We start from the raw sequence: 23211 nt of genomic DNA on the forward strand, positions 1-23211 counted from the left end.
CAAGCACACATATGAGTAAAAGGCTGGCTACAAGTTTAATCATGGGAGCCTCGGGAAATGTATTCTTGAAACGCTTTTTGTCCGGATGGTCCACCTCCAAGGATACTCAAATGCTCGCCCAAACAGGTCAGATCAGTATTGACGGCGATGGATTCAGTGTCATTGCGGATCAATGCCATACGGGTGCCTGCAGGGCTGTTCAGTACGGTTTGCAACTCGCGTTCATTGAGCCGGATGGCGTCGTAATTGCTGGCATCGGCATTGCGGTTCGGAAGGACAATATGCGTGCGGATTGCCTGAAACATTGATGGTCCAAGGCGGGATTCGGATATTTGTGAGGGAAACTGTGTAACCAGCATCACTACGGCATTGAGCTTGCGAGCGGTTACTAGCCAGTTTTGCAGCTTTCTTGCAAAGTAATCGGTATTGAGCGCACTCCACGCCTCATCAATGACGATCAAAGTCGGCTGTTTATCCTGCAATTTGCGCTCAATCAGCCGGAACAAATAACCAAGAATAGCGGTCTTTTCTTTCTCATGGCCGCTATCAAGCACAGTGGTCATGTCAAAGCCCATGACCGGATTGTTCAGGCTGAATTCTTCGACGCTGTTTTCACCAAACACCCAACCATAACGGCCATCGGTACACCATTCGCGAATGCGCTGTTGTAATTCTCCGTCATCATCAATATGCGCAAACAAGTCCGGAAAGTTTCTGAAATTGCGCAAATGATCGGGGGCTTTGGCATTGCCGCTTACAGCATCGGAAATCGCCTGCCGCTGCAAGGCGGTGAATCTCTTGTCATCTCTATCAAAAAGCGCGATCAGCCAGTCAGTTAACCATGCCTGACCCTCGGGGTCCGTCTGCCCATAGAGCGGGTTGAGACCGGTAGGCAGCTCGGGCGAAATTTTTGTATAGCTGCCCGACAGGGCCTTGATGGCGGTTTCCATGCCCTGACGATAATCAAACAGGAAGGTCTGTACTCCAAGCCGACGCGACTGCGCAGTCAGAAAGTTGATCAGAACCGTTTTTCCCGAACCCATATCGCCAAACATTGCGGTATGGGCCGCCGGTGGTTCCGCATCAGGACTGCTTTTGGGGTGGAAACTGAATTTATAGATGCCATTGCCGGGTGTGGGAAAAGCAGTAATCGGTGCGCGCCATGGCAGATTATGACCATCAAGGCCTGTCGGAGTTCGATGAAACGCTGCCATACCGGCAAAGACCTGGTTGGTTACAAGCCGGGTGCGAGCACGAAAATGTTCATTGCCCGGCCACTGAGCAAAGTAATGTCCCATACCGGCAAATGCTTCCGTAACAACTTTTGCCCCGGCTTCCTGTGCAGCTGCGCGGATCTCGGCGGAGGCCTTCTCGATTTCATCACCTGTTTCAGCATAGATAGCGATTGTCATATGATGCGATCCAAGACGTTCAAGGCCACTCGCTATCCGATCTCGGCCTTGCGCCATCTGATGCTGATCGGTGACCGCCGCGTCATTGACGCTTACGCGCTGCGCCAATGTCCGCCGAAAAAGCTCCTTTGCACTCTCATCAGCGACCGGTACAAAGGAGTTTGTCAGGACAAAATCGAGCGGCAACTTCAAGTCGTCAAAAATACCAGCATAAGAGCTCCGCGGGTAATCCTTGATTGTGAATATGCGGCCGATGCGGTTTGAAACCGAGCCACCAGAAATCAGGATGATTGTGCCGTTCTGCGTTGGTCGATAATTGGCGATAGATCGTGACAGAATAGCGCATTCTTCCAGAGGATAGGCTCTGGTTTCAATCCCACAACCGATGCTTTCCAGATAGCCAATTAATTCGCCGCTTTTGCCGTTTAGTACCCGCGCATTTTGCGCAGCAAAAGCTGAACAGATCAGCGCAGTTAATTCACCAAGGCGTGTAATACGCTCGCGACTGTCGGCATGATGGGCATCATAGCGGTTCGGTAGTGCCTGATCTCCGCGCAAGGAACGGATACTCTCAGCCAGTCCGCCAAACTTCATCAACAGAGAGGATGAAGAAATGACGGAAATCGTAATGGATGTGTCTTTGTGGCCTTTTCGCATTAAGTGCGAAAGCCATTTGTCATCCAGTTCTCTGGCAAACTGATTACCACGAATCTCTGTCGGCGCATATTTGATGTTTTTCGAGATGCTATGCACATAATAGCTGAACTGTTCATCCGAATTGGCAACGACAGAAGCAAACAGCTTTTTAAGGCCATCGATGGTCGCATTGCTGGAGCTCGAAGAATTAATTCCATCGAGCCTAATGCATTGAATGAACTTCCGCTCTTTTGTCTGTAAAGTGACATCATCTGCCAGCAAGAACGCATAGGGCAGGTAGTCTTCGAATTGCTCTTCGTGCGCCATGGCGCGGGGAAAAATCCTCTTACCTGCCGATGAGAAATAAAGATCACGAAAGCCGCGTGAAGCAAGTTTGAATTTATGGTTCATAAGACACACCACCCCAAAGCCGGGCATTTTTGCTGCGTTTGATATTTTTAGAGGTGATCCAGATCACATGCAGGAAGTTCTGGTCCCATTTAGAGGCGACAAGTAAAATGACGTAAAGTAATGCTATCGCGATCAGAATGTAGAAGGACTGGAACCACATAAACAAAAGCCCGCTGACTGAAATAAAACACACAAAATCAAGCAGTGGTAGAAAAAGAAAAGATGGCTTCTTAAGCAAGCCTCTGTATATTTCGTCACGCTCAAGCACATCCATCTCCATAAATTATCGATGTAATGGCGAAGGAAAGCTCCTCCACCATTCGGAGATTTGCTAAGCACCAGCCCACAGACTGCTGACGATCGTCGAAGCAGAACCGATGCAAACGATGGCAACCACAATCCATAACAACTGGCGAAAATCGATGATGCCAAAGAACCAAGTTAGCAGTGATGCGACAACGGCCAGTGTTGCAGCCGTCTTTCCAAGAGGTCCGGTCAGAGACTTCACGATGCTATCGAGAAACTGCTGAATAGGGCTAAGGTCAATATTTGCTGCCAGTGTTGGCTCAACCGTGCTCAGATAGATTGCTAAGACCGACAGGCAAATAGCAGCAGCCTGCGCCTTCCCGGTGATACGCTTTGTGCGATGCATGCAGTATTTCTCCAATTGGTTAAACGTAATGCTTCCGTAATCGAAAAAAGACGCCCAGGACCTTACGGACGTGCTCGCGGGTCTCGCCATACGGTGGAACGCCACCATTTTTTACGACAGCAGCAGGACCAGCGTTATAGGCAGCGATGGCGAGATCGGGAGAACCAAAAGTATCAAGTAGGCTTACCAAATACTCAGCAGAGCCGCGTAAATTGTCAGCGGGATTATTGATGTCAACGTTGAGGTGCGCTGCTGTCTCCGGACTTAATTGACCAAGCCCGATTGCACCCGTTCTGCTGACGGCAGCAGTATTATAGCCGCTCTCAATCTCGATATTGGCGCGATAAAGAGCAATCCATTCATGTGATGTGAGATTGGCTTTCGCTAAGGCGGATGCGGTTACGTATTTTTGGGCGGTTGCTTCAATTGCTTCGAGAATTGATTTTGATGGCTGAACAGTCCGGTGTCCTCGGTAAGTTCCGGCCTGAGATAGAATACTGGCCGGAATTGCGCCCCGATCCGCGTCTTGAGTGTGCGGTTCAAATGGGGTCAGTTCGCCGGTTTCAATATTGAACTGTAGGACCAGCCCCTCAGAATTTGCAGGATCAGATAAAAATAGACCGAGGGCGGAAGTAAAGAGTAACATCATTCTGGATTTCACAGCCGCTCCTTTTCGCTTTTGTAATGCAAGACAGAGGTACGTAATATCTGTGCAAGCTGTTTATCAGGCCGGCGTATGATCTAAAGGATCGCTAAGCCATGCGTGTATTGGTTTTTCTATAAATTAACATCGGATTCCAGCCGTTTGATAAATAAGGATGACATAGAATACATATTACGCTTTGAAATTGTTTAACGGAAATTTCGTCTTGCTTTATTATTAATAAAAAAGAAAAATATATTATCATATTCGATTATTTCTATAGTAAAACAATTATAGTAATATTTACCAGTTTTATATCTATAATTTCTATGACCAATCAATGTAAATCCGATATGAAGAAGCGATTAGAGAACAGAAAAGAAATTCTATTAATTCAATATATATTGGGTATATAGTCTGATTGTAATCTAGAGCAAAAGAAAAGGCTGATCTATCCCAATTTATTATTTTTTGTTCATTCTGTGTCAGAATAATGAACTTGATTAATTCTTTAAGGCGGGCAGCGCAGTCGGGCGTCGGTTCTTAGTGCATTGTCGAATTGTGGTTCCACAAGTATTACTTCGCGCCTGTCTGATTAGCCATCTATCGCGCATGTGAAGGATCAGAAACCGTCGAAAGGGCAGCCAATTAGGACGCCTATTTCCTGATGCGAATTGGGCCCATATTGTTCTTGCAATGATCATTCCACTGATCATGTTGCTTGCATGCCCCATGCGACAGCTGGAAATGGGTGATGATGCAGCGCGTGCCTCAGGCGTGCATGCCAGTCGTACGCGGTTGCTGTTGATGATCTTGGGTGTTGCCCTGACCGCAACCGTCACAGCTGCGGCTGGTCCCATTGCCTTCATAGCGCTTGCAGCCCACAGATTGCCCGCCGCATCAGCCGTTCTGCAGGCGTTACCCTAATGCCATCCGCACTCACCGGAAGCCTGTTGCTGACAACTGCCGATTACGCAGCCCAGCACGCCTTCCAAACACAGCTCCCCGTCGGCATCTACTTCGTCTTACTTCTCGACAAACAAGGAACAAAGTGAGGGTGCAACGGTCGGTGTAGATCCGGGATGCCTTATGGTCAGACGGATTAATCGTTGACCACCGAAATGAGGTCATGGACGTTCTTTATCATTTTGATGCTGAACCCGTCGCCACCATTGACCGCAGTGCCTTGCGAATTCTGGGGCTGCGGGCAACGAAAGTACATGTAAATGGCGTCATAAAGACATCTGAAAGCACCAATGTTCAAATCTGGCTTTCGCAACGTTCTGATACCGCGAACGCTGCGCCAGGTCATTGGGACACGTTGGTGGCGGGAGGCAAAACGAGCAATGTAAGTTTACATGAAACCGCTGTTAAAGAGGGATGGGAAGAAGCCAGCATTACTACAGAACTCATGTCCGATGTTATACAACGTGAGCGCATCCCATGTATTTACTTTAGTCCACAAGGAATGCATCGGGAATTGCTAGTCTCATATGACATCGTGCTTCCAAGTGATTTCGAACCGATATGCAACGACGATGAGGTTCAGGCTTTCAGGCGCGTTGATGCGAAAAAATTGACGACATCAGACGGCATAGTTCTGCCGATGAAGTTCAGCTCCAAGGTAGTTCTCACGTCTTCCGCAAGAACCCCATAAAGTTGTGGGGTTCTTGCGGTTTGGTTTCCAAATTTTATTACCAACATGCCAGTCAAAATCCCGTAGCGTATCGTGAAATCCTGGCATTGTTCGGTCCAGAGCTCCGTGAGGAGATGCTCCAACCAAAAATCTTGACTGGTCAACTAGAAAGCGAATGTCATCCGCTTTCCTGAGAAGACCAAAGCGATCGTATTTATTTTGACAGGGCCTTTTCGCGAGCCTTGCGAGCAATGCTTTCAGCAAAAAGTGGCGTTTCGCGATGATTGTGATCTCCACCTGCAGCTTGGCGTGCTGCTGCGGCATCTTCGAAGCTTTGTCCGTGTTGTTCGATAAATGTCATGAACGCGTCGGTTGGATGACAAGTCACCTTGTTTGTATAACGGGTGCGGTTGCCCGCAATCGCTTCGCCGATCAGTTCCCAGATAACGTTGACCTGAGTACGCTCACCAGTTGGCGTGAACACGTCAGAAATTGAGTTCATCTTACAGTACAAAGCTGTCGCTACTTCTGCTACATAATGCTGAATTACCAAGCCGGTGCCGATTTTTTCAACGTTGATCGACATCTTGCGACCGTCGTCGGTGAACGTAGCGCCGCAAGCGATGTGGTCAGGTGGGCAGCAACGCTGGTATTCTGCTTCAGGCAGATTGAAAAGCCAATCTGCAATATCGATCTGATCGAGCGGAACATCAATGTCATGCGAATATGCAGAAAGCGACAACAGCTTGTCGGTGAGAGCTTTCATGGTCTAATTCCTTCGTTCTTGAGCTGCATGATGCAGACAGATGCATGTTTTGAACTGCTTCAGCGCTCTGACACGCAGTCCGTAATGAGCTAGTTCAACGTCTGCTCCGGAAGGAAAATCTCACGAAGGAATGGTTTGAAATATTGTACGAAGGGTTCCTGTATCTATCCTTTAGTGTGGACTATCAGAAAGTCTTGTAAATAGGTTCCTAAATCTTTTATCCTTTACGTGTCGTATACCTCATTTAGGTCCAGCAGATGTGGGTTGAGAAAGCGCCTCAACATTGTAAGTAAACTCAACCATCTGCCGGGAAAAACCGTTGTCGGAAATACCGATATCTCGCCTCAACTCATGCAGAGGCGAGATATTATCAGACAGCAAAATCAGGCACGTTCCGCAGCAATTGCCCAGTTATGAAGGCAGCGGTCAAGGCCTATCGCTATCTCAAGTACAAGAACGTCATGCTCTCTAACCTCGCCGCTTCTTGCTCGAGACACAAATTTTAGCGGGAAGTCTGTCCGGCGCGAGATTGAACAAACTTCCATCCATTTGAACCCGTTATCGACCTCGATATCCATGGTGATCTGCGAATAACTCGGGAGGCGATCTGACTCAACGATGCGAGTTGGCAGGTTGATCACGCTAGCAATCATCTTCCGCACTGCTTCAAGAGAAGCGGAATGGTAATCCATTCCGGTGTTAGAGGTAAAAGCCGCTTGGAACTCCAACTGCCAGAACTCCTTGAGCCGCATGTGGGCAGTCGTTTGCTCCTGCTCCCGACGATATGAACGCCCAGCCTGCCATACGCAGAGGGGCAATTTTGTACCAGTGTGATTGTTTAGAAGATACGTCATATAGGAATAGGTGGAAGGCGTAGTCTCGGGCCGAAGGACAAGTTCGGTTTCAGTAGGGTCGTGCTTTTCCTGAACCCAGACGTCAGCGTTCTCATATGCATCGGAAATAAGTTGCCGAGGTATCAGTGTCGGCGCTTCAACACGACGCATGTCCCATGCTGGATTGACGGAGCGAAGGAAGAAGCGCACCTCCTCCGAGAAATGGCGGATGAACTCTTCACGCCGGAGGATTTCACGTTCCTCCCAGTGCACGAGAGAATTTACGTTCGAAATGCTGAGCATGGCCTAATCTCCATGGTGGCCATAAAAGAATGAGGTGAATGCTTTACGTCCAATCGGTCGCGCGATAGCACGGCTTACGACTGGACCCGAAGACCTCGTCCTGCAAACACGCGCGCGCCAACGGTCCGCTGGTTGCGGCCCTGTCTCGTCGGTGTTGCGTGTATGGTGCTCATAAAGGATATGGATGCATGAACATCGGTATCTTGTCAATTCCAACATCAACCAGCGTTTCCGCTACCCAGTCATTGACGCACATCGAAGGGTGCGATGACCTGTCGAAGAAAGTCGATGAGTTTGCTTGCAGCCAGAGATCTTGGGTGATTTTTGGGCGTAAGAAGCCAAAGATCAATCGTTGTTTCTGGAACGATACGTCGTCTAATCAACATATCGGGAGCGAAATCCAAACCGACAAACGAGGGGACGATCGAAACGCCCACGCCGCTGGCTACGAAACAGCAGGCAGTTTCGGAAAGCGGGACTTCGATGCGGTTTTTCTTTTGAACACCTTTGATTTGGAAAGCGCGGTCAATCGTCATTAGTGAACAGTCATCGCGAGCTAGAGAAATGAATGGGTCGCTGCTCAAGTCTTCAAGATCGATAACGGCTTTGTCTGCCAGTGGATGACCTGCAGGCAAAACACAAACCATTTCGAAACGTATGAGACGCTCTGCTTCAACATTGGGGTTTTCGAAGGGCAATACGCTCAGACCGATATCGACTTGCTGCGCCGCGACAAGATCGATAATGCGCGGAGAGGGCAGACTACGCATGGTAAAATGGATGTCGGGCTGGTCTGCAAGCAGAGGTGCCAGGGATTGGGCCAGAAATCGAGTGGTCAGCGCAGGCGGAGCGACAAGGGTTATTTCGCCCCACTCCTGATTGCGTACAGCATCGGCCAGTCGAGCAACACGTGCCGTGCCTGAAAACATCTTGGCAACCTCAGTTGCAAGCATCCGTGCTTCAAGTGTCGGTGTAAGGCGTCCATTTGTTCGAACAAATAGCTGGAAGCCGCACGCGTCCGAGAAACTTCGAAGCAGCTTGCTGACGGCTGGCTGCGATATTCGCATTCGTTCCGCAGCATGCGTTACCGATCCGGTTTCGATTGTGTTGTGGAATGCTTCCAGCTGGCGGATATTCATATGGATACTCTCATCATGAATCGGCAATATGAGTTTTGGTTATAATGATAGGATAATTTGATATTTGACAATTATGTCCTGTCTCGCTTTTCTCCTTGAAAACAAGATGGACTGATCGCCGGTGCGATTTGTTCCAAAAAGGGGAATGAGCATGACATTGGTCCGTACTTCGGTCTTTGCCGCCACACTGGGTTCGGCCCTTATGGCTGTGACGCTTTCAACAACAGCCCATGCCGGCATCTTGTCGGTATGCGTAGAAGGTTCGCCAGAAATATTCAATCCACAACTGAGCAGCAACGGCACCACGTCTAACGTTCTCGCGAACATTTACGATAATCTGGTATCCGTGAAGGCGACCAGCTCCGATATTGAGCCTTCGCTGGCCGAAAGCTGGACAGTTTCGGATGACGGACGGTCCTATACATTTACACTTCGCAAAGGCGTGAAGTGGCAATCCAACGCCGGATTTAACCCGAGCCGCGATTTCAACGCTGATGATGTGATCTTCACATTTGACCGGATGATGAAGGCGGACAATCCTTATGCCAAGATCAATGGCGGCAACTACGTCACGTTCAACACCAAGCTTGCCGATATTCTGGAATCGGTGAAAAAGATTGATGATTACACAGTCACTTTTACGTTGAAGGAGCCGCTGGCCCCTTTTATCGGAATTATGGCGCATCAATCGCTGGCTATAACTTCAGCGGAATACGCAGATGTCTTGTTAAAGGCCGGAACGCCTCAAGCTTTTGATATGCAGCCCATTGGAACCGGGCCTTTTGCCCTACAAGCATATCAACAGGATGCTATGATACGGCTTATACCATTCAAAGAAACATGGGGCGCATCTATCGGTGATAAGAGCCGCACGCCAATGGTCGATGCGCTTATCATGGCAATCAGTACGGATGCATCCGTTCGGCTGCAGCGTGCTTTGGCAGGCGAATGTCAGATAGCACTCTACCCCAATCTCGCTGATCGCGAGATGATCGAGAAAAGTGACATCCTCGATCTTAGACAAACGCCGGTGGCCTCAACCGGGTTCATTGACTTTAACTTTAGAGACGAGAAGTTTCAGGACAAACGCGTGCGAACAGCTCTCGCTGAAGCAATCAACGTGCCAGCACTGGTCGACGCAGTCTATAGCGGCATGGGTGTAGCTACAGGGGCACTCATCCCTCCTGTCTTGTGGGGGCACGCCAAAGACTTGCCACCACACGAATATAATCCAGAAAAGGCCAAGGAACTTCTGAAGGAAGCAGGCTATTCAGATGGATTTTCGACACAAGTATGGGCTGTTCCTGTTTATCGCCCCTACATGCCAAATGGCCGCCGCGCCGCAGAAATGATCCAGGCAGATTGGGCTAAAATTGGCGTGAAGGCTGAAATTGTTACCTATGAATGGGGGGAGTATGTTCAGCGCGCCCGAGCAGGCGAAGCCCCGGTTGCCATGTTTGGCGGTATTTATGACTTCCCGGACCCAAGTCAGATTCCAAATAATTATTTTATCTGCGATTCCGAAGGCAAGCCAAGCCCATCCAATGTGGGCGGCTGGTGCGACAAGGAATTTATCAGCCTCATGAATGAAGCTGGACGTGTCAGCGACAAGGAAAAACGCATCGAACTTTATGAGAAGGCGCAGAGACGTTTCCATGAGGAGGCGCCTGCGGTCATTCTCGGTGGAGCCGATACGCTGACAACGGTCAGCAAGAATGTGAAGGGCTTTGAGCCTGCCATCTTCGGTACAAGCCGGTTTTCAGGCGTGACGGTTGAATAGAACAAGATTTCGTGGCTCCCGGACACGTTCTGTCGGGAACCGCATTGGCATGGGAGCGAATATGAAAGTTTTGATAATTGGTGCGGGTATACTTGGTGCCAGTACCGCCTACCATCTCGCCCGGAAGGGTATCAATGTTGAAATCGTTGATGCCCAGCACGAAGGTAAGGCCACTCTCGCTGGGGCAGGCATCGTGTGCCCATGGGCAACCAAGCTCGAGAACGGTGCATTTTACGACATGTATGCCGCCGGTGCTGCCTATTATGAAACATTGGTGGACGGGCTTAAATCCTTTGGAGAAACTGACCTGGGCTACGGCAAAGTTGGCGCATTGGTCGTTGCGGAAGACAGACATGAATTTGACGCTGCAGCTCAACGCATTGCTCATCGTGTTGCAAATGTTCCTGAAGCGGGCGTGGTCGAGCATCTAAGCTCAGCAGCTGCTCGTGCGAAATTTCCACCCTTGCGGGATGGGATGGAAGCAATATTCATTCCTGGTGCCGCACGCGTGGATGCCCGGTTGTTGGCGGCAGCCATGTTGCGCGCGGCCGTCTCTCTTGGCGCTACAGTCGGTCAAGACCGTGTCACGCTCTCATTGAGGGAAGGAAAGTCTGTCTGCATTGCAAGCGATGGCACTTTGTATGAGGCCGATGAAATCGTTGTGACGGCAGGAGCATGGGCGTCACAGATTCTCGCCACCCTTGGTCTCACCCATCCGGTCGAGCCTCAGAAAGGGCAGATCATTCACCTCCGTCTGCCAGGTGTTCAGACTTCGAACTGGCCGGTGCTTCTGCCGATGGGGAGCCATTACTTGTTGGCTTTCGACGATTCTCGTGTGGTTATCGGTGCAACGCGCGAGGACAATTCCGGTTTCGACTATCGTGTGACGGCAGGTGGTGAAGCTGAAGTACTGAATGCCGGGCTGGCAGTGGCGCCCGGACTTGCTAACGCAACGCACATAGAGACGCGGATCGGCTTCCGTCCGGCATCCGGAAATGCGAAGCCTATTCTGGGTCGTGTTCCGGATGTTGCCGGATTGACCCTTGGTAATGGACTTGGTGCCGCAGGGCTCACCATTGGACCATTTGCTGGCAAGTTGCTGGCGGATTTGCTGACTGATGCACCACTTGGCATTGATTTAGGCGTTTATGCGCCAGCGTAACATCCACACCAACCAATAAATGAACCTGTAAGAGAGGTATAGTCATGGTAACTCGTTACCGGAAGCATCGCATTATGCATGCGGCAGTCGAACATAACGGCTTGATCTTCGTCGGCGGTCATGCGGCAACCGACATTTCGCTCGGCATGAAAGAACAGACCCAACAGATATGCGCCAAGTTGGACGGAGTCCTCGCGGAGTGTGGTTCCGACAAAACGCAGCTTGTTTCTGCCCGCATCTATCTCAGTGACATGGCAAAAAAGGAAGAAATGAACGAAGCCTGGCTTGAATGGCTCGATGGGGATGATCTACCTTCCCGCGCTACCATAGGGGTGGCTGATCTTGGCGATCCGAAGCGGTTGATTGAAGTTGTGGTCGTTGCTGCAAGGAACTGAAGACAGTGATAAATCCGCCGATAATTTCGGCGGATTTTTATCGGGCACCACTGATCACTACCATTGAACAGCGGGAGCTAGGCAGCGGTCTCTCTAGAGCAATGGACTTAAGACATGTTTCCGTTTGGTTCCGTTGAAAAAGTTGTTTTACTCCTTAACCGAAGGGGCTATTCCCTCCGTGAGAGATCAGGCGAACAGCTGATAAGGCGGATGCGTCAAGGTTTGGTTGAGCGTGTTTTGCTGTGAAGCGGCGGCGAGGAGACAACACGTTGGGGAAAACACGTGGTGCGTGAGCACAAGCATGTCCCTTGTGCATTCGCTGAAGCAGTTCAGATTTAAGGTGAATTGAAAAAGTCCGGCGTTAAGTATCTGCATGAACCGCAGCAGGTTCAGACAAAAAAGAGACCAAAGCTATGAGAATGCTCCTCCACCGAACGTTCCCGATAAAACCCAAACCTAAAGCAAACGATCAGTTGGATATGATCTCTGCTCCATAGACGCAAAACGCGACTTGCAGGTTTACGTCTCAAAAACAAAATTTGTCTCGAAAAAGAAACGAAAGACCCCACCGGAGTGGGGTCTGTAACAGTCGAATATTGCCGAAATGGCTGAAGGCGATCACTATCCGCCGCCGCCGCCGCCGCCACCGCCGGCACCACAACCGGAGTTGGTAAGGCTGAAAGTAACTCCATAACTGGAAGAACAGCGCATTCCCGAGGAAATATTGTAAGAGAGTAAGCCCGACATTCCGGCAATTTCTCAAGGTTTGCTTTTACTTCTCGGCACGCTGTTTCCCTCTAAAGGTGCTAGCGGTTCCCACGGCAGACGGCAAAAGATTGCGATACGCTTTTCGGAATTAAGACTGTTGCAACTTCAAGGCTGGATGCTCGTAGGCGCTTCTCCGCTGACATCATCTCGCTCCAAGCATGGACGATCCGCGTGCCCAATAGAATAATCCGCTCCGGCCCAGGTTAAATCTTCAGCTGTTGCTGAATCGAGCTATGAGCTCAGCAGTGTTTTTTACGCCGGATGACTTTATCAGTCTTGCACGATGCGACTCGACAGTTCTGCTCGAGATGTTCAGCTCGCTTGCTATCTGCGCGTTTGTCTTTCCTTGAGTCATCAACGCTACTATTTGCCTCTGGCGATCCGTTAGACGAATGCGCTGGCTGGCGACAGGGCGGCTAATCGGTTGGAAACAATATAATGCCTCCGCAAACGGATCGGCTGGACACCGAGTGCGTCCATGGACTTTGCACCAGAACCGCCTGCCATCGCTCGCTGTCATAATTCGTTCGTCGTAATAAATGTCACCACCGCTCATATGTGCCTGCCACATCTTGCCAGTTCGTACGAAATCAGAATGCTTAGGATATAGGCGGGCGAAACTCTTGTCGATCAGATCGGACGATACGTAGCCGAAGAGAGACAGGAACTCTGTGTTGCAATCCCTAATAATCCTGAACGTTGCGTAGACCATGGGAACTGGAATTTCATGCAGAGAAAACATGAGACCTCAAAGCTAATCGTGCGCAATTCAAGGCTGAAGAACTGCCGTATTAATACGGCTAACCGGAGGCCCATGACAAGTCGTATTTTATGCGGCGCTGCCTAATATGAAGACGAGATGGCAGGCGGGAGGATTTATGAGAAAAGTTTATTCAACTGCAACGCTGGCGCTTGCAGACGCACTCAAAGACGGCATGACGATCATGTCCGGCGGCTTTGGATTGTGTGGTATTCCGACAGCTCTGATAGAAGCAGTTCGCCTGTCAGGAGTTAAAGACCTGACTGTGATTTCCAACAATGCCGGCATTGATGGCTTTGGGCTCGGGGTTTTGCTAGAAACCAGGCAGATCCGTAAGATGATCTCGTCTTATGTTGGAGAAAATAAACTCTTTGCGGAACAGTTTTTATCGGGCGTGCTGGAGCTGGAATTCAATCCTCAGGGAACGTTGGCCGAGCGTATCCGAGCAGGCGGCGCAGGGATCCCGGCCTTTTACACCAAAACAGGTGTTGGAACGCTGATTGCAGAAGGCAAGGAAGTTCGTCGGTTCGATGACGATGATTACGTGATGGAAACCGGGCTTGTGGCAGATGTGTCGCTCGTTCATGCCTGGAAGGCTGATACAGAAGGTAACCTTGTTTATCGCAAGACAGCACGTAATTTCAATCCAATGATGGCTACGGCTGGGCGGGTCACAGTCGCCGAAGTTGAACATCTTGTTCCGCTTGGCGAGATTGATGCGGATATGATCCATACGCCGGGGATTTTCGTTCAGCGCATAGTGGCTGCTCCCGAAGTGGAAAAACGTATTGAGCAGCGAACTGTCGTCGAAAGAAAGTTGGAGGAAGCCTGACATGGCCTGGACACGCAATGAAATGGCGGCACGAGCTGCGCGCGAGCTCGAAGACGGCTTTTACGTCAATCTCGGAATCGGTATTCCAACTTTGGTCGCCAACTACATTCCTGATGGCGTGCAAGTCACTTTGCAAAGTGAAAACGGCATGCTCGGGATGGGTCCGTTTCCATTTGATGGAGACGAAGATGCCGACCTGATCAATGCAGGCAAACAGACCATCACGCAACTGCCCAATACAAGCTATTTTTCGTCAGCTGACAGCTTTGGGATGATCCGCGGCGGACATATCGATTTGTCGATTTTGGGTGCTATGCAGGTGTCTGAGAGTGGGGATCTTGCGAACTGGATGATTCCGGGCAAGATGGTAAAAGGCATGGGCGGTGCCATGGATCTCGTTGCGGGAGTGAAGCGTGTCGTCGTAGTCATGGAGCACGAAGCAAAGGGCGAGCCTAAAATACTAAAGGAGTGTAGCTTGCCTCTGACAGGGAAAAGAGTTGCAGACCTCATCATCACGGATTTGGGCGTCTTCACGGTCGTTAGAAATGGTACACCGAAACTGACACTTATTGAACTGGCAGATGGTGTTTTACTGGACGAAATCAGGGCAAAAACCGAGGCTGACTTCGATGTGCATCTTTCTGCTGGGGAGGTGAGCCATGGCTGATGCAGTAATCGTCGCAGCAAAGCGCACGGCTGTTGGCAGTTTTCTAGGTTCATTTGCAGCGACGCCTTCGCATGAGCTGGGCGCGTCGGTGATCAGGGCCATTCTTGAGCAAACAGACATAGCGCCAGAGAATATCGACGAAGTTATTCTTGGTCAGGTGCTTACCGGTGGTCAAGGGCAAAATCCTGCGCGGCAGGCCAGTATTCTTGCGGGTTTGCCGCATGGCACGACAGCCTTCGGCATCAACCAGGTCTGTGGTTCCGGGCTGCGATCAGTGGCGCTGGCCGCGCAGCAAGTCACGTCTGGCGACGCAAGGATCATGATTGCTGGTGGGCAGGAATCGATGTCGCGGTCTGTGCATTGTCAGTATTTGCGTGTTGCAGCGAAGATGGGGGACGTTTCGCTCGTTGACACCATGCTATCAGATGGGCTGACGGATGCATTCAATTCGTATCATATGGGAATTACAGCTGAGAATGTTGCAAAGGCGTATGGGATTTCGCGCCAACAACAAGATGACTTCGCACTGCGCTCTCAACAAAAGGCTGCGGCAGCTCAGGCGGCCGGGCGATTTGACGCTGAGATCGTGCCTTTTTCGATTGAAACGAGGAAGGGAACAATCGTTGTTAATAACGACGAATATATCAAGGCGGATGCCAGTGCTGAAAAAATGGCAGGGCTGCGTCCGGCTTTTGAAAAGAATGGAACTGTCACTGCCGCAAATGCTTCCGGCTTAAATGACGGCGCTGCGGCGCTTGTTATCATGTCGGACGCTGAGGCAGAGCGGCGCAATCTGCCTATTCTCGCGCGGATTGCCTCCTGGGCTACGGCGGGCGTCGATCCAGCGGTAATGGGGATCGGCCCAGTTTCGGCATCGCGAAAAGCACTTGCGAAGGCTGGCTGGAGCACCAGCGAACTCGATCTGATCGAAGCAAATGAAGCTTTTGCAGCGCAGGCCTGCGCTGTAAATCAGGACATGGGCTGGGATGTTGATAAGGTGAACGTGAATGGCGGCGCCATCGCGATTGGGCATCCAATCGGTGCTTCAGGTGCTCGTATTCTTGTTAGCCTTATTCATGAAATGAGGCGCAGAAATGCCCGTAAGGGTCTTGCCACTCTTTGCATTGGTGGTGGTATGGGCGTGGCTATGTGTCTGGAAGCCTAGTAGTCATCCCGCAGTCTAGTGCAGTTCTTTTGTGACTTCCGTCGCCTTTAGGACACCGATCTGATTTCATTCAAATCGGTGTTCTATTTTCTATTGTATTAAGACAGGTTTCCTGGTGGGCTGTTGCTGATGCACTTTTATTTGCTCTTCAGAATGAAATCTGAGCATCGCTCACCGATCATGATTGTGGGGGCATTTGTGTTACCACTTACAATCGCTGGCATTACCGAGCAATCAGCAATTCTCAAACCTTTCAGCCCACGCAGCTTGAGCGTCGGGTCGACAACGGCCTGATCGTCCGTTCCCATACGAGCAGTGCATGAGGGATGAAACACTGTCTTCGCAAAGCGGCGACAGTGTTCTTCAAGCCCTTCGACCGTATCTCCTGCCGTACCTGGTGCCAACTCTCCGCTGAGGTGCTCAGCTAAAGCTGGAGCTTGCAAAATACGGCGACACAGGCTGACACCACGCATCAGTGTTTGTATATCTTCATCTGTCGTAAGATTGTTGGCATGCAGAACAGGCAGTGCGTCAGGATCTGGATTCCGGAGTGTCACCTGTCCGCGCGATGTCGGGCGCAGGCAACACGGATTTAGAGAAATTCCATGCTGTTGCGGTGGTGCGCGGTCAGCATCCCCCACAAGCGCCGGGACGACATGGATCTGGACATCCGGCCTACCACTTCCGGAAGTGTCGAGAAAACCACCTGTTTCGATGACGTTTGACGCGAGCACACCAGAGCGGGTGAGTAGATAGCGGCTCATGTTTTGGACAGCTTTAAGCCCTCGATCTGCTCCGAACAGGCTTAATGGTGATTTTAGGCTGCCATAGACAGAAGCTGAAACATGATCCTGATAGTTTTTGCCAACGCCATCCAGACGATGAATGTGATTGATACCGTGCGGCACGATCGAAGATTCAGGTCCTATACCTGATAGCATTAGTATCTTCGGTGTGCCCAATCCACCAGCCGCCAGAACTACGTCTTGACGGGCAGTGTATTGAAGCACCTGTCCGTTTTGCATCCGCACTTCGACGCCATGTACCCGGTCGCCATCAACAAGCAGCCGCTGCACTTGTGCACCGGTACGAAGCGTAAGGAGCTTATTTTTTCGAACAGGCTTCAGATAGCAGACGGAGGTTGAGGCCCGGCGTCCGGCATTCGTGGTGCTCTGATAAAAGCCGACGCCTTCCTGATCTTCGCCGTTGAAATCCGGATTGAGCCGCAGTCCTGTTTGCTGCGCGGCGCGCAGAAAAGCATAACCCAGTGGATGACGATGTGCGGGATCCGATACGGTGAGAGGCCCCTTGGTACCGTGGTACTCATTATCGAACAGGCAGTTTGCTTCCGCTTTGCGAAACCACGGCAGGACATCGGCATAAGACCAGCCTTTGGCGCCATTTGCATTCCAGTCGTCATAATCCTGCGCATCGCCGCGAATGTAGATCATCGCATTGACTGAGGATGAGCCACCAAGCGTTCGGCCTTGCGGGATGTGCATCACTCTGCCGAGCGCACCTGCTTCCGGTTCTGTTGCGTAAGGCCAGGTTCGCTTCGAGCCAATAACGCGCACGAATGTGCCTGGAATATGTACAAAAGGAGTTTTATCACTGGGACCTGCTTCAAGCAGCAGCACCGAACGGCCGGCATCCACAAGACGGCGCGTTACAACCGCACCGCCTGAACCGGCACCGATCACGATATGATCGAAGCTATCCATCAGATCAGCCATTCATCTGTGAGACAAACTTGGTGGTCAGGTAAGCCTGGATTCCCTCCGAGCCACCCTCTGAGCCATGGCCGGAATCTTTAATCCCACCAAAAGGCGTTTCCGGGGCTGCAAGGCCAAAGTGATTAAGCGAGAGCATGCCAGTTTCAATGCCGCGAACCATAGCATGAGTGCGATCATTACGGGTTGAGAAGCCGAAAGCAGCCAGACCATATGGGAGACGGTTGGCTTCTTTGATGGCTTCGTCTAATTCGGCGAAGCGATTGACGATCGCGATGGGTCCGAATGGCTCTTCGTTCATGATCCGTGCTGAAGGCGGTACATCTGCAAGAACCGTCGGTTCAAAGAAGAACCCAATATTTCCATGACGTGCGCCACCAGTCAGAAGCTTTGCGCCCTGTGAAACTGCGTCATCAACGAGATCCTGCATCATGTCCAGTCTGCGGGCATGCGCAACCGGACCCATACCAACACCTTCGACTGTTCCAGCATCGAGCTTCAATGCTTTCGCGTGGCCGACAAAAGCCTCTGTAAAAGTGTCAAATACGGCTTCCTGAATCAGAAATCGCGTTGGAGACGCGCAGACCTGTCCCGCATTACGGAACTTAAGACCCGCACCCAGTGCGGCAGCTTTTGCAACGTTATAATCATCGCAGACGATGAAAGGTGCATGGCCACCAAGTTCCATTGTTGTACGCTTGAGATGCTTTGCAGCCAGTGCCCCAAGATGTTGGCCGACCGGAACTGATCCGGTGAAGGAAACTTTGCGAATAATTGGCGATGGGATCAGATGCTCGGAAATTTCAGCCGGAACGCCAAAAACAAGGTTCAGTACGCCTGCTGGAACGCCCGCATCCTCAAAGCAACGCACCAGCGCGATGACACAGCTTGGTGTTTCTTCTGGTGCTTTGGCAATGATTGTGCAGCCCGCCGCCAGTGCGCCCGCAATCTTGCGCACAATCTGACCAATCGGGAAGTTCCACGGGCTGAAAGCTGCAACCGGACCCACCGGCTCAAGGATTACGTTCTGCATGACCTCTGGCTGGCGGGTAGGGATTACCCGCCCATAGGTGCGACGTGCTTCTTCCGCATACCATTCAATATGATCGCCTGCGCTGCCTGCTTCCATGCGCGCTTCGGATAGTGGCTTGCCCTGTTCACGCGTAATAGCCTGAGCGATTTCTTCTGAACGTTCCCGCGCAAAGGATGCAGCACGCTTGAGTATAGCTGCGCGATCATAGGCAGAGGTGCGCGCCCAGTTGACAAATGCGCGGTCAGCAGCTTCGAGAGCGGCATCCAGATCTGCGATTTCAGCAAGAGAAACTTCAGCTACTTTCTCGCCAGTTGCAGGGTTAACGACAGGGAAGCGGCGTGAGCCGGAACCAGCAGTCCACTTTCCATCGATGAACATGGTCTGTGTCATTTAATGTCTCCAGACATAAAGTGAGTCATGCAGCCGTCTCAGGCTGCGTCTTGGGGGGATTTGATTTGATTTTAGACTTCGGGCAGAGGTGCGTATTCTGGTCGTGCTGGGGTGAAAACATCGATGTTGATCACCTCTTCATCCCCAACCACAACTGCGTGGTGCATGGTGTCTGAAGGGATAACAACAATGCCACCTGGCCCAAGTCGCGTGACAGTGTCGCCAATGTGGAAATCAGCGGTGCCCGAAACGATGTAAGCGATCTGTTCGTTGGTGTGTTTATGAGGCTTAGGTTCGTGACCGGGCTGCAGGCGGTGCAGAGCCAAAGTCGCTGCGTTGCCCGAAAAGGCTTTCTGTTCGACACCGGCTCGAATAGTTTTCCACTCGATTTTAGACCAGTCGATCTGATGGATGTTCATGTTATTACTCCTTGAAATTGTGAACCGTGGTCATCAGCTGGCTTGCTCCGTTGCGAAGTAGTCCCTGATCGGAACCACAGACAAAAACGGTCATGCCGCGATGGTGGAGGGCTGGAATATGGCTCGCATCGGAAACAAAAAAGCCGGATGCTTTTCCATGTCGCTTAGCGGCAGCGATAACCTGATCAATGGCTTCATGCATTTCTGGTGCATCTGCGGAACAGCCAAGCGAGTATGATAAATCCTGTGGCCCGATAAACAACACGTCCACTTCGGGTACCGCAGCAATTTCGTCGAGTGCGTCAAGCGCGCAGGCATCTTCGATCTGGGCCAGAAAGATAGTCTGGGAGTCGGACAAAGCACGGTAATCCGCAGCGCGCATGCGACCATATTCTCCTGCACGACCTGATGGGGAAAATCCACGTCCGCGTGCGTATTTCATTGCATCAGCAACGGCACTGGCGTCGGATGCATTGCGAATATGTGGAACCATAATGCCGATACAACCCAGATCAAGTGCAGGCCATATGGCGGCTGGCGATGCGAGGGTTGCGCGGATCATAACAGGCAAGCCGACTGCACGCCCGGCCATGGCTATCTGATCCAGTGCTTCAATCCCGATGGGAGCATGCTCCTGATCTGCAATAATAAAATCGACGCCACCGAAACCGAGCAATTCGGTGACCTGTGGGCTGGGAGTTTTCTGGAACGGGCCAACCAGTAGTTCCCCGGCCATAATGCGTTCGCGCAGGATCATATGTTCCGCCCTTTGTTTACTTTTGCGTTATTGCTCATCATTTCCGGTGCGCGACGTCACACATCTCCCTATGCTTTTCCCGTGTTATCCAAAGGCGATGGAATGAAATGTCGCCAGTGCTCATCCAGTATCGGCATATCGGCAAATCGTTTGCGCCCATCAGCCGCGCGGCCAATGACTTCCGCGATAGTCACGTCTTTGGCTTTACACCAGACGTCCAGTTCACTGACCGCATCCGAAAGAACCTGCCAACCACGCAGCATGACTTCGGAAGACATGCCGACCGCCGAAGCACCCGCCAGCACCATACGCGCAACATCATGGCCGCTTGTTGCGCCATTAATACCGATCAATGATGATGAAGGGCCCATCAGAGTGCGTGTATTTGCCAGCCAGTGACAGGTCAGGGGCAGGTTCCAGAACCCCCCTATACCACCGCTTGTGCTTAATATCGGCGCCATCGTTTCCAGATCCGGAACCATTCCAAGCGCACGGCCAGCCATAACAACGCTTTCTGCACCGGAGGCAAAAGCTGCCTTAGCGAGTTCTGGTACACGCTCGCTTTGGCCTGTGATCTTGATCCAGACAGGGATATCAAGTGCGTGAACCATCATGGCGGTCAGTGCGCCCACACGTTCAGGCGAAAGCTCTGTAGACACAGCGCCCTTAGCGGCCTGACTGGCATAAGGAGTGCCTATATTAAATTCCAGAACCCTAAATCCCGCAGCCTGAATCGCTTTTGCCATGGCTACTGCTGGTTCTGGCTGGGCAAGAATAAGCGAGGCTACGTAAAGACAATCATTTTGGCGCGCCAACTGATCCATTTCGACCGACTGTGCCAGCCAGTCTTCAAAGCCAAGCGGATGAAGGCCAGAGCGCGAAAGAATGGTTGCTGGTGGGGCATCAGCAGACCATGGCACGGGCCGCCAGTCAGCCCCGAGCGCAACATATTCTGCTCGGGTCAACTGGTCTTTGGCCGCCTCAGATTCATTCGTGGATTTTCCCACGACTGCCCCGGCACCACTAAGTATTGCAGATCGGATACCAGCTGCATCGATCATATGTTCACCCGGAGCGGCTATAACGGGGTTTTTAAGCGTCAGCCGACCAATACGGGTTTCGAGGCGGTTCATAATATTTCCTTCATCCCATCATACGTGGCAGTGACAGCACAACTTCAGGAACAAGCGCGATGAGTGCGAGAACGAGAATGGCGAGGCCAATCATCGGCAGAGCATGAAGTGCAATTTTTTCCATCGGTCTTCGGGTCACGCCAGCAATAACAAACAGGCATAATCCGACAGGTGGCGTTACAAAGCCGATGAGGACATTGAACACGACCATTACGCCCAGATGAACAGGGTCCATTCCCAGAGTTGTGCCGATGGCGGTCAAAGCCGGAACCGTGAGAATGAGGACGCCAATCGTGTCCAGGAACATACCTAAAATCAGCAGAATGATGTTGACCATCAACAAAATGATCAGGGGGTTGTCTGAGATTGTGGTCAGCCCTGCGACTGCTTTTTGCGGCAATTGCTCAACAGCGAAGATAAAGGCAACCACATTCGCCATTGCGATCAGCACGTAGATCGCCGCGCTGAGAATTGCTGTATTAACCAGTGCACGTTTGAGAAATGTCAGCGTTAATGCCCGGTAAATGAGACCGGACACGATCAGTGCGTAGATAGCAGCAACGGCTGCAGCTTCCGTGGGCGTAAAAATGCCGCCACGAATGCCCACAACAATGATAACTGGCAGCAGCATAACCGGAATAGCATGGATTGCTGAGCGCATGATCTCAGAAAAGCGCATTGGAGCTGCACGCGGATAATTGCGCTTTCTGGCGATGAAGATTGCGTAAGCAGATAGCACAACAGCGAGAATAATACCCGGCACAACACCAGCGATCATCAATGCCGAGATCGATGTGCCGGATAGAGCGCCATAAATGATCATCGCAATCGATGGCGGAACCAGAGGTGCCATCAGTGATGACACAGCAATCAAAGCGCCGGAATAATCAACATCATAGCCCTGACGCTTCATATCCGGCACCAATACGGTGCCAAGTGCTGCTGCATCAGCAGCCGCAGAACCCGTCACGCCGCCGAAGAGAAACGCACCCCATACAGCGGTCAATGAAAGGCCTCCGCGGAAGCGTCCGACCACCGAATTGGCAAGCCCAACCAGTTTTTTTGTCAGACCACCAACGTCCATCACGTTGCCGGCAAGGATAAACAGCGGAATGGCGAGCAGAACGAACATATCCATGCCTGCGATCATGCGCTGTGGCAGCGTGATCAGGAACCGCGTTTGTTCGGTCATAACAAAATAGCCGAGTGCACTTGCTCCCAAAACAAAGGCAATTGGCATGCCGATGAGCAGGAAGAAAAAGAAGAAACCGCCGAGCCAAATCATTCGTGCCCCTCCAGAATTTCCGTTTCCTGCACGCCAAAGATTGAACCTAGAATGATATGGATCGCCAGAAGCAGCGATCCGACAACAATTGAAATATTGACCCAGAACAGAGAAAATCCGAGCGTGGGAGAGAGCTGCAATTGTGTCTTCATTGCAAATTTCCAACCGTACCAGGCGATGAAGCCGAGAAAAGTCAGCATTCCTATTAATGATATAAAATCGCAGGCGCGGCGGATTGGGGAGGGAAGGTAATCCAGCAGAACCCGCATCCCAAGGAACTGACCGCGTGAATATGCCAGACCGGCGCCCAGCATAACGATCCAGATCATTGTCACGCGCATTAGTTCTTCAGACCAGACCAGTGAATCGCCAGCCACATAACGGAACCAGACCTGTAGGCCGCCAAGAAGTGTGACCAGCGTAATGCCTGTAAGGCAGATGCTTTCGATCACAATGACGTAGCATTGTTGCAGTCGCTTCATTTTTGCATATCCCGATGATTGG

The 23211-nt window shown here is 51.2% G+C and carries 24 protein-coding genes; 9 read left to right on the plus strand and 15 right to left on the minus strand.

Annotation, left to right across the window (positions count from 1 at the left end; all coding sequences use genetic code 11):
- Positions 1-35: 35 nt before the first annotated feature.
- The 4 genes from QSJ70_RS12940 to QSJ70_RS12955 all read right to left on the minus strand — a co-directional run bounded on the left by QSJ70_RS12940 (position 36) and on the right by QSJ70_RS12955 (position 3772).
- Positions 36-2459, minus strand: a complete 2424-nt coding sequence (locus QSJ70_RS12940) for a VirB4 family type IV secretion system protein (protein WP_285536884.1) — start codon at positions 2457-2459, stop codon at positions 36-38.
- On the minus strand, positions 2449-2727 hold the full coding sequence (locus tag QSJ70_RS12945; protein WP_215780096.1) for a VirB3 family type IV secretion system protein: 279 nt from the start codon (positions 2725-2727) through the stop codon (positions 2449-2451). Before QSJ70_RS12945 ends, QSJ70_RS12940 begins: the two co-directional genes overlap by 11 nt.
- A 63-nt stretch (positions 2728-2790) precedes the next feature.
- The gene (locus QSJ70_RS12950) at positions 2791-3111 is read right to left on the minus strand and encodes a TrbC/VirB2 family protein (protein ID WP_215780099.1); all 321 of its coding nucleotides are present in this window, start codon (positions 3109-3111) and stop codon (positions 2791-2793) included.
- 19 nt (positions 3112-3130) lie between these two features.
- A complete protein-coding gene (locus tag QSJ70_RS12955) occupies positions 3131-3772 on the minus strand; it encodes a lytic transglycosylase domain-containing protein (RefSeq protein WP_285536891.1) in 642 nt (213 codons plus the stop codon).
- Between the two features lie 678 nt (positions 3773-4450).
- Between QSJ70_RS12955 and QSJ70_RS12960 the strand changes: the two genes are divergently transcribed.
- From QSJ70_RS12960 to QSJ70_RS12970, 3 genes are all read left to right on the plus strand, one after another.
- Positions 4451-4681 (plus strand): iron chelate uptake ABC transporter family permease subunit, encoded by a 231-nt coding sequence (locus QSJ70_RS12960; protein ID WP_285536893.1) that lies wholly within the window; start codon positions 4451-4453, stop codon positions 4679-4681.
- The gene (locus QSJ70_RS12965) at positions 4681-4809 is read left to right on the plus strand and encodes a hypothetical protein (protein WP_285536895.1); all 129 of its coding nucleotides are present in this window, start codon (positions 4681-4683) and stop codon (positions 4807-4809) included. The genes QSJ70_RS12960 and QSJ70_RS12965 overlap by 1 nt, the downstream gene beginning before the upstream one ends.
- Positions 4810-4883: 74 nt before the next feature.
- Positions 4884-5411, plus strand: a complete 528-nt coding sequence (locus QSJ70_RS12970; protein ID WP_215780101.1) for an NUDIX domain-containing protein — start codon at positions 4884-4886, stop codon at positions 5409-5411.
- 193 nt (positions 5412-5604) lie between these two features.
- On the opposite strand, the gene QSJ70_RS12975 is transcribed toward QSJ70_RS12970, so the two are convergent.
- The 3 genes from QSJ70_RS12975 to QSJ70_RS12985 form a co-directional block, all read right to left on the minus strand.
- Positions 5605-6156, minus strand: a complete 552-nt coding sequence (locus tag QSJ70_RS12975; protein WP_285536900.1) for a hypothetical protein — start codon at positions 6154-6156, stop codon at positions 5605-5607.
- Positions 6157-6539: 383 nt separating this feature from the next.
- Entirely contained in the window at positions 6540-7292 is a 753-nt protein-coding gene (locus QSJ70_RS12980; RefSeq protein WP_285536902.1) for an aminoacyl--tRNA ligase-related protein, read from the minus strand.
- Between the two features lie 242 nt (positions 7293-7534).
- On the minus strand, positions 7535-8431 hold the full coding sequence (locus QSJ70_RS12985) for a LysR substrate-binding domain-containing protein (protein ID WP_215780105.1): 897 nt from the start codon (positions 8429-8431) through the stop codon (positions 7535-7537).
- 151 nt (positions 8432-8582) lie between these two features.
- Here QSJ70_RS12985 and QSJ70_RS12990 point away from each other — a divergent pair, with 151 nt between their 5' ends.
- From QSJ70_RS12990 to QSJ70_RS13000, 3 genes are all read left to right on the plus strand, one after another.
- On the plus strand, positions 8583-10211 hold the full coding sequence (locus tag QSJ70_RS12990; protein WP_215780107.1) for an ABC transporter substrate-binding protein: 1629 nt from the start codon (positions 8583-8585) through the stop codon (positions 10209-10211).
- Between the two features lie 61 nt (positions 10212-10272).
- Positions 10273-11373 (plus strand): NAD(P)/FAD-dependent oxidoreductase, encoded by a 1101-nt coding sequence (locus tag QSJ70_RS12995; protein WP_285536905.1) that lies wholly within the window; start codon positions 10273-10275, stop codon positions 11371-11373.
- A 44-nt stretch (positions 11374-11417) separates the two neighbouring features.
- Positions 11418-11768 carry a RidA family protein gene (locus QSJ70_RS13000; protein ID WP_105707828.1) on the plus strand — a complete coding sequence of 117 codons (351 nt, stop codon included), beginning with the start codon at positions 11418-11420 and terminating at the stop codon, positions 11766-11768.
- A 979-nt stretch (positions 11769-12747) separates the two neighbouring features.
- Here the strand turns inward: QSJ70_RS13000 and QSJ70_RS13005 are convergent.
- Positions 12748-13278 (minus strand): PAS and helix-turn-helix domain-containing protein, encoded by a 531-nt coding sequence (locus QSJ70_RS13005; protein ID WP_215780110.1) that lies wholly within the window; start codon positions 13276-13278, stop codon positions 12748-12750.
- Positions 13279-13414: 136 nt separating this feature from the next.
- Here QSJ70_RS13005 and QSJ70_RS13010 point away from each other — a divergent pair, with 136 nt between their 5' ends.
- Genes QSJ70_RS13010 through QSJ70_RS13020 form a run of 3 tightly spaced genes read left to right on the plus strand, consistent with a single transcriptional unit; the run spans position 13415 to position 15960 of the window.
- The gene (locus QSJ70_RS13010) at positions 13415-14128 is read left to right on the plus strand and encodes a CoA transferase subunit A (RefSeq protein ID WP_285536908.1); all 714 of its coding nucleotides are present in this window, start codon (positions 13415-13417) and stop codon (positions 14126-14128) included.
- 1 nt (position 14129) lies between these two features.
- Positions 14130-14795: a 3-oxoacid CoA-transferase subunit B gene (locus QSJ70_RS13015; RefSeq protein ID WP_285536909.1), complete on the plus strand. Its 666-nt coding sequence runs from the start codon at positions 14130-14132 to the stop codon at positions 14793-14795.
- Positions 14788-15960, plus strand: coding sequence for an acetyl-CoA C-acetyltransferase (locus QSJ70_RS13020; protein WP_285536911.1), 1173 nt, complete (start codon positions 14788-14790; stop codon positions 15958-15960). The genes QSJ70_RS13015 and QSJ70_RS13020 overlap by 8 nt, the downstream gene beginning before the upstream one ends.
- Before the next feature lie 137 nt (positions 15961-16097).
- Here QSJ70_RS13020 and QSJ70_RS13025 read toward each other — a convergent pair whose 3' ends face one another.
- The 7 genes from QSJ70_RS13025 to QSJ70_RS13055 form a co-directional block, all read right to left on the minus strand.
- Positions 16098-17681 carry a GMC family oxidoreductase gene (locus QSJ70_RS13025; protein WP_215780119.1) on the minus strand — a complete coding sequence of 528 codons (1584 nt, stop codon included), beginning with the start codon at positions 17679-17681 and terminating at the stop codon, positions 16098-16100.
- A 4-nt stretch (positions 17682-17685) separates the two neighbouring features.
- Positions 17686-19113 carry an NAD-dependent succinate-semialdehyde dehydrogenase gene (locus QSJ70_RS13030; RefSeq protein WP_285536914.1) on the minus strand — a complete coding sequence of 476 codons (1428 nt, stop codon included), beginning with the start codon at positions 19111-19113 and terminating at the stop codon, positions 17686-17688.
- 71 nt (positions 19114-19184) lie between these two features.
- The gene (locus tag QSJ70_RS13035; RefSeq protein ID WP_215780123.1) at positions 19185-19532 is read right to left on the minus strand and encodes a cupin domain-containing protein; all 348 of its coding nucleotides are present in this window, start codon (positions 19530-19532) and stop codon (positions 19185-19187) included.
- A 4-nt stretch (positions 19533-19536) separates the two neighbouring features.
- Positions 19537-20289, minus strand: a complete 753-nt coding sequence (locus QSJ70_RS13040) for an HpcH/HpaI aldolase family protein (protein WP_215780125.1) — start codon at positions 20287-20289, stop codon at positions 19537-19539.
- A gap of 68 nt (positions 20290-20357) precedes the next feature.
- Positions 20358-21422 (minus strand): beta/alpha barrel domain-containing protein, encoded by a 1065-nt coding sequence (locus tag QSJ70_RS13045; RefSeq protein ID WP_285536917.1) that lies wholly within the window; start codon positions 21420-21422, stop codon positions 20358-20360.
- Positions 21423-21432: 10 nt separating this feature from the next.
- Positions 21433-22707 carry a TRAP transporter large permease gene (locus QSJ70_RS13050; protein WP_215780129.1) on the minus strand — a complete coding sequence of 425 codons (1275 nt, stop codon included), beginning with the start codon at positions 22705-22707 and terminating at the stop codon, positions 21433-21435.
- Positions 22704-23189, minus strand: coding sequence for a TRAP transporter small permease (locus tag QSJ70_RS13055; protein ID WP_215780132.1), 486 nt, complete (start codon positions 23187-23189; stop codon positions 22704-22706). The genes QSJ70_RS13050 and QSJ70_RS13055 overlap by 4 nt, the downstream gene beginning before the upstream one ends.
- Positions 23190-23211 lie beyond the last annotated feature (22 nt).

Source organism: Brucella sp. NBRC 12950 (assembly GCF_030268145.1).
Taxonomy (GTDB): Bacteria; Pseudomonadota; Alphaproteobacteria; order Rhizobiales; family Rhizobiaceae; genus Brucella.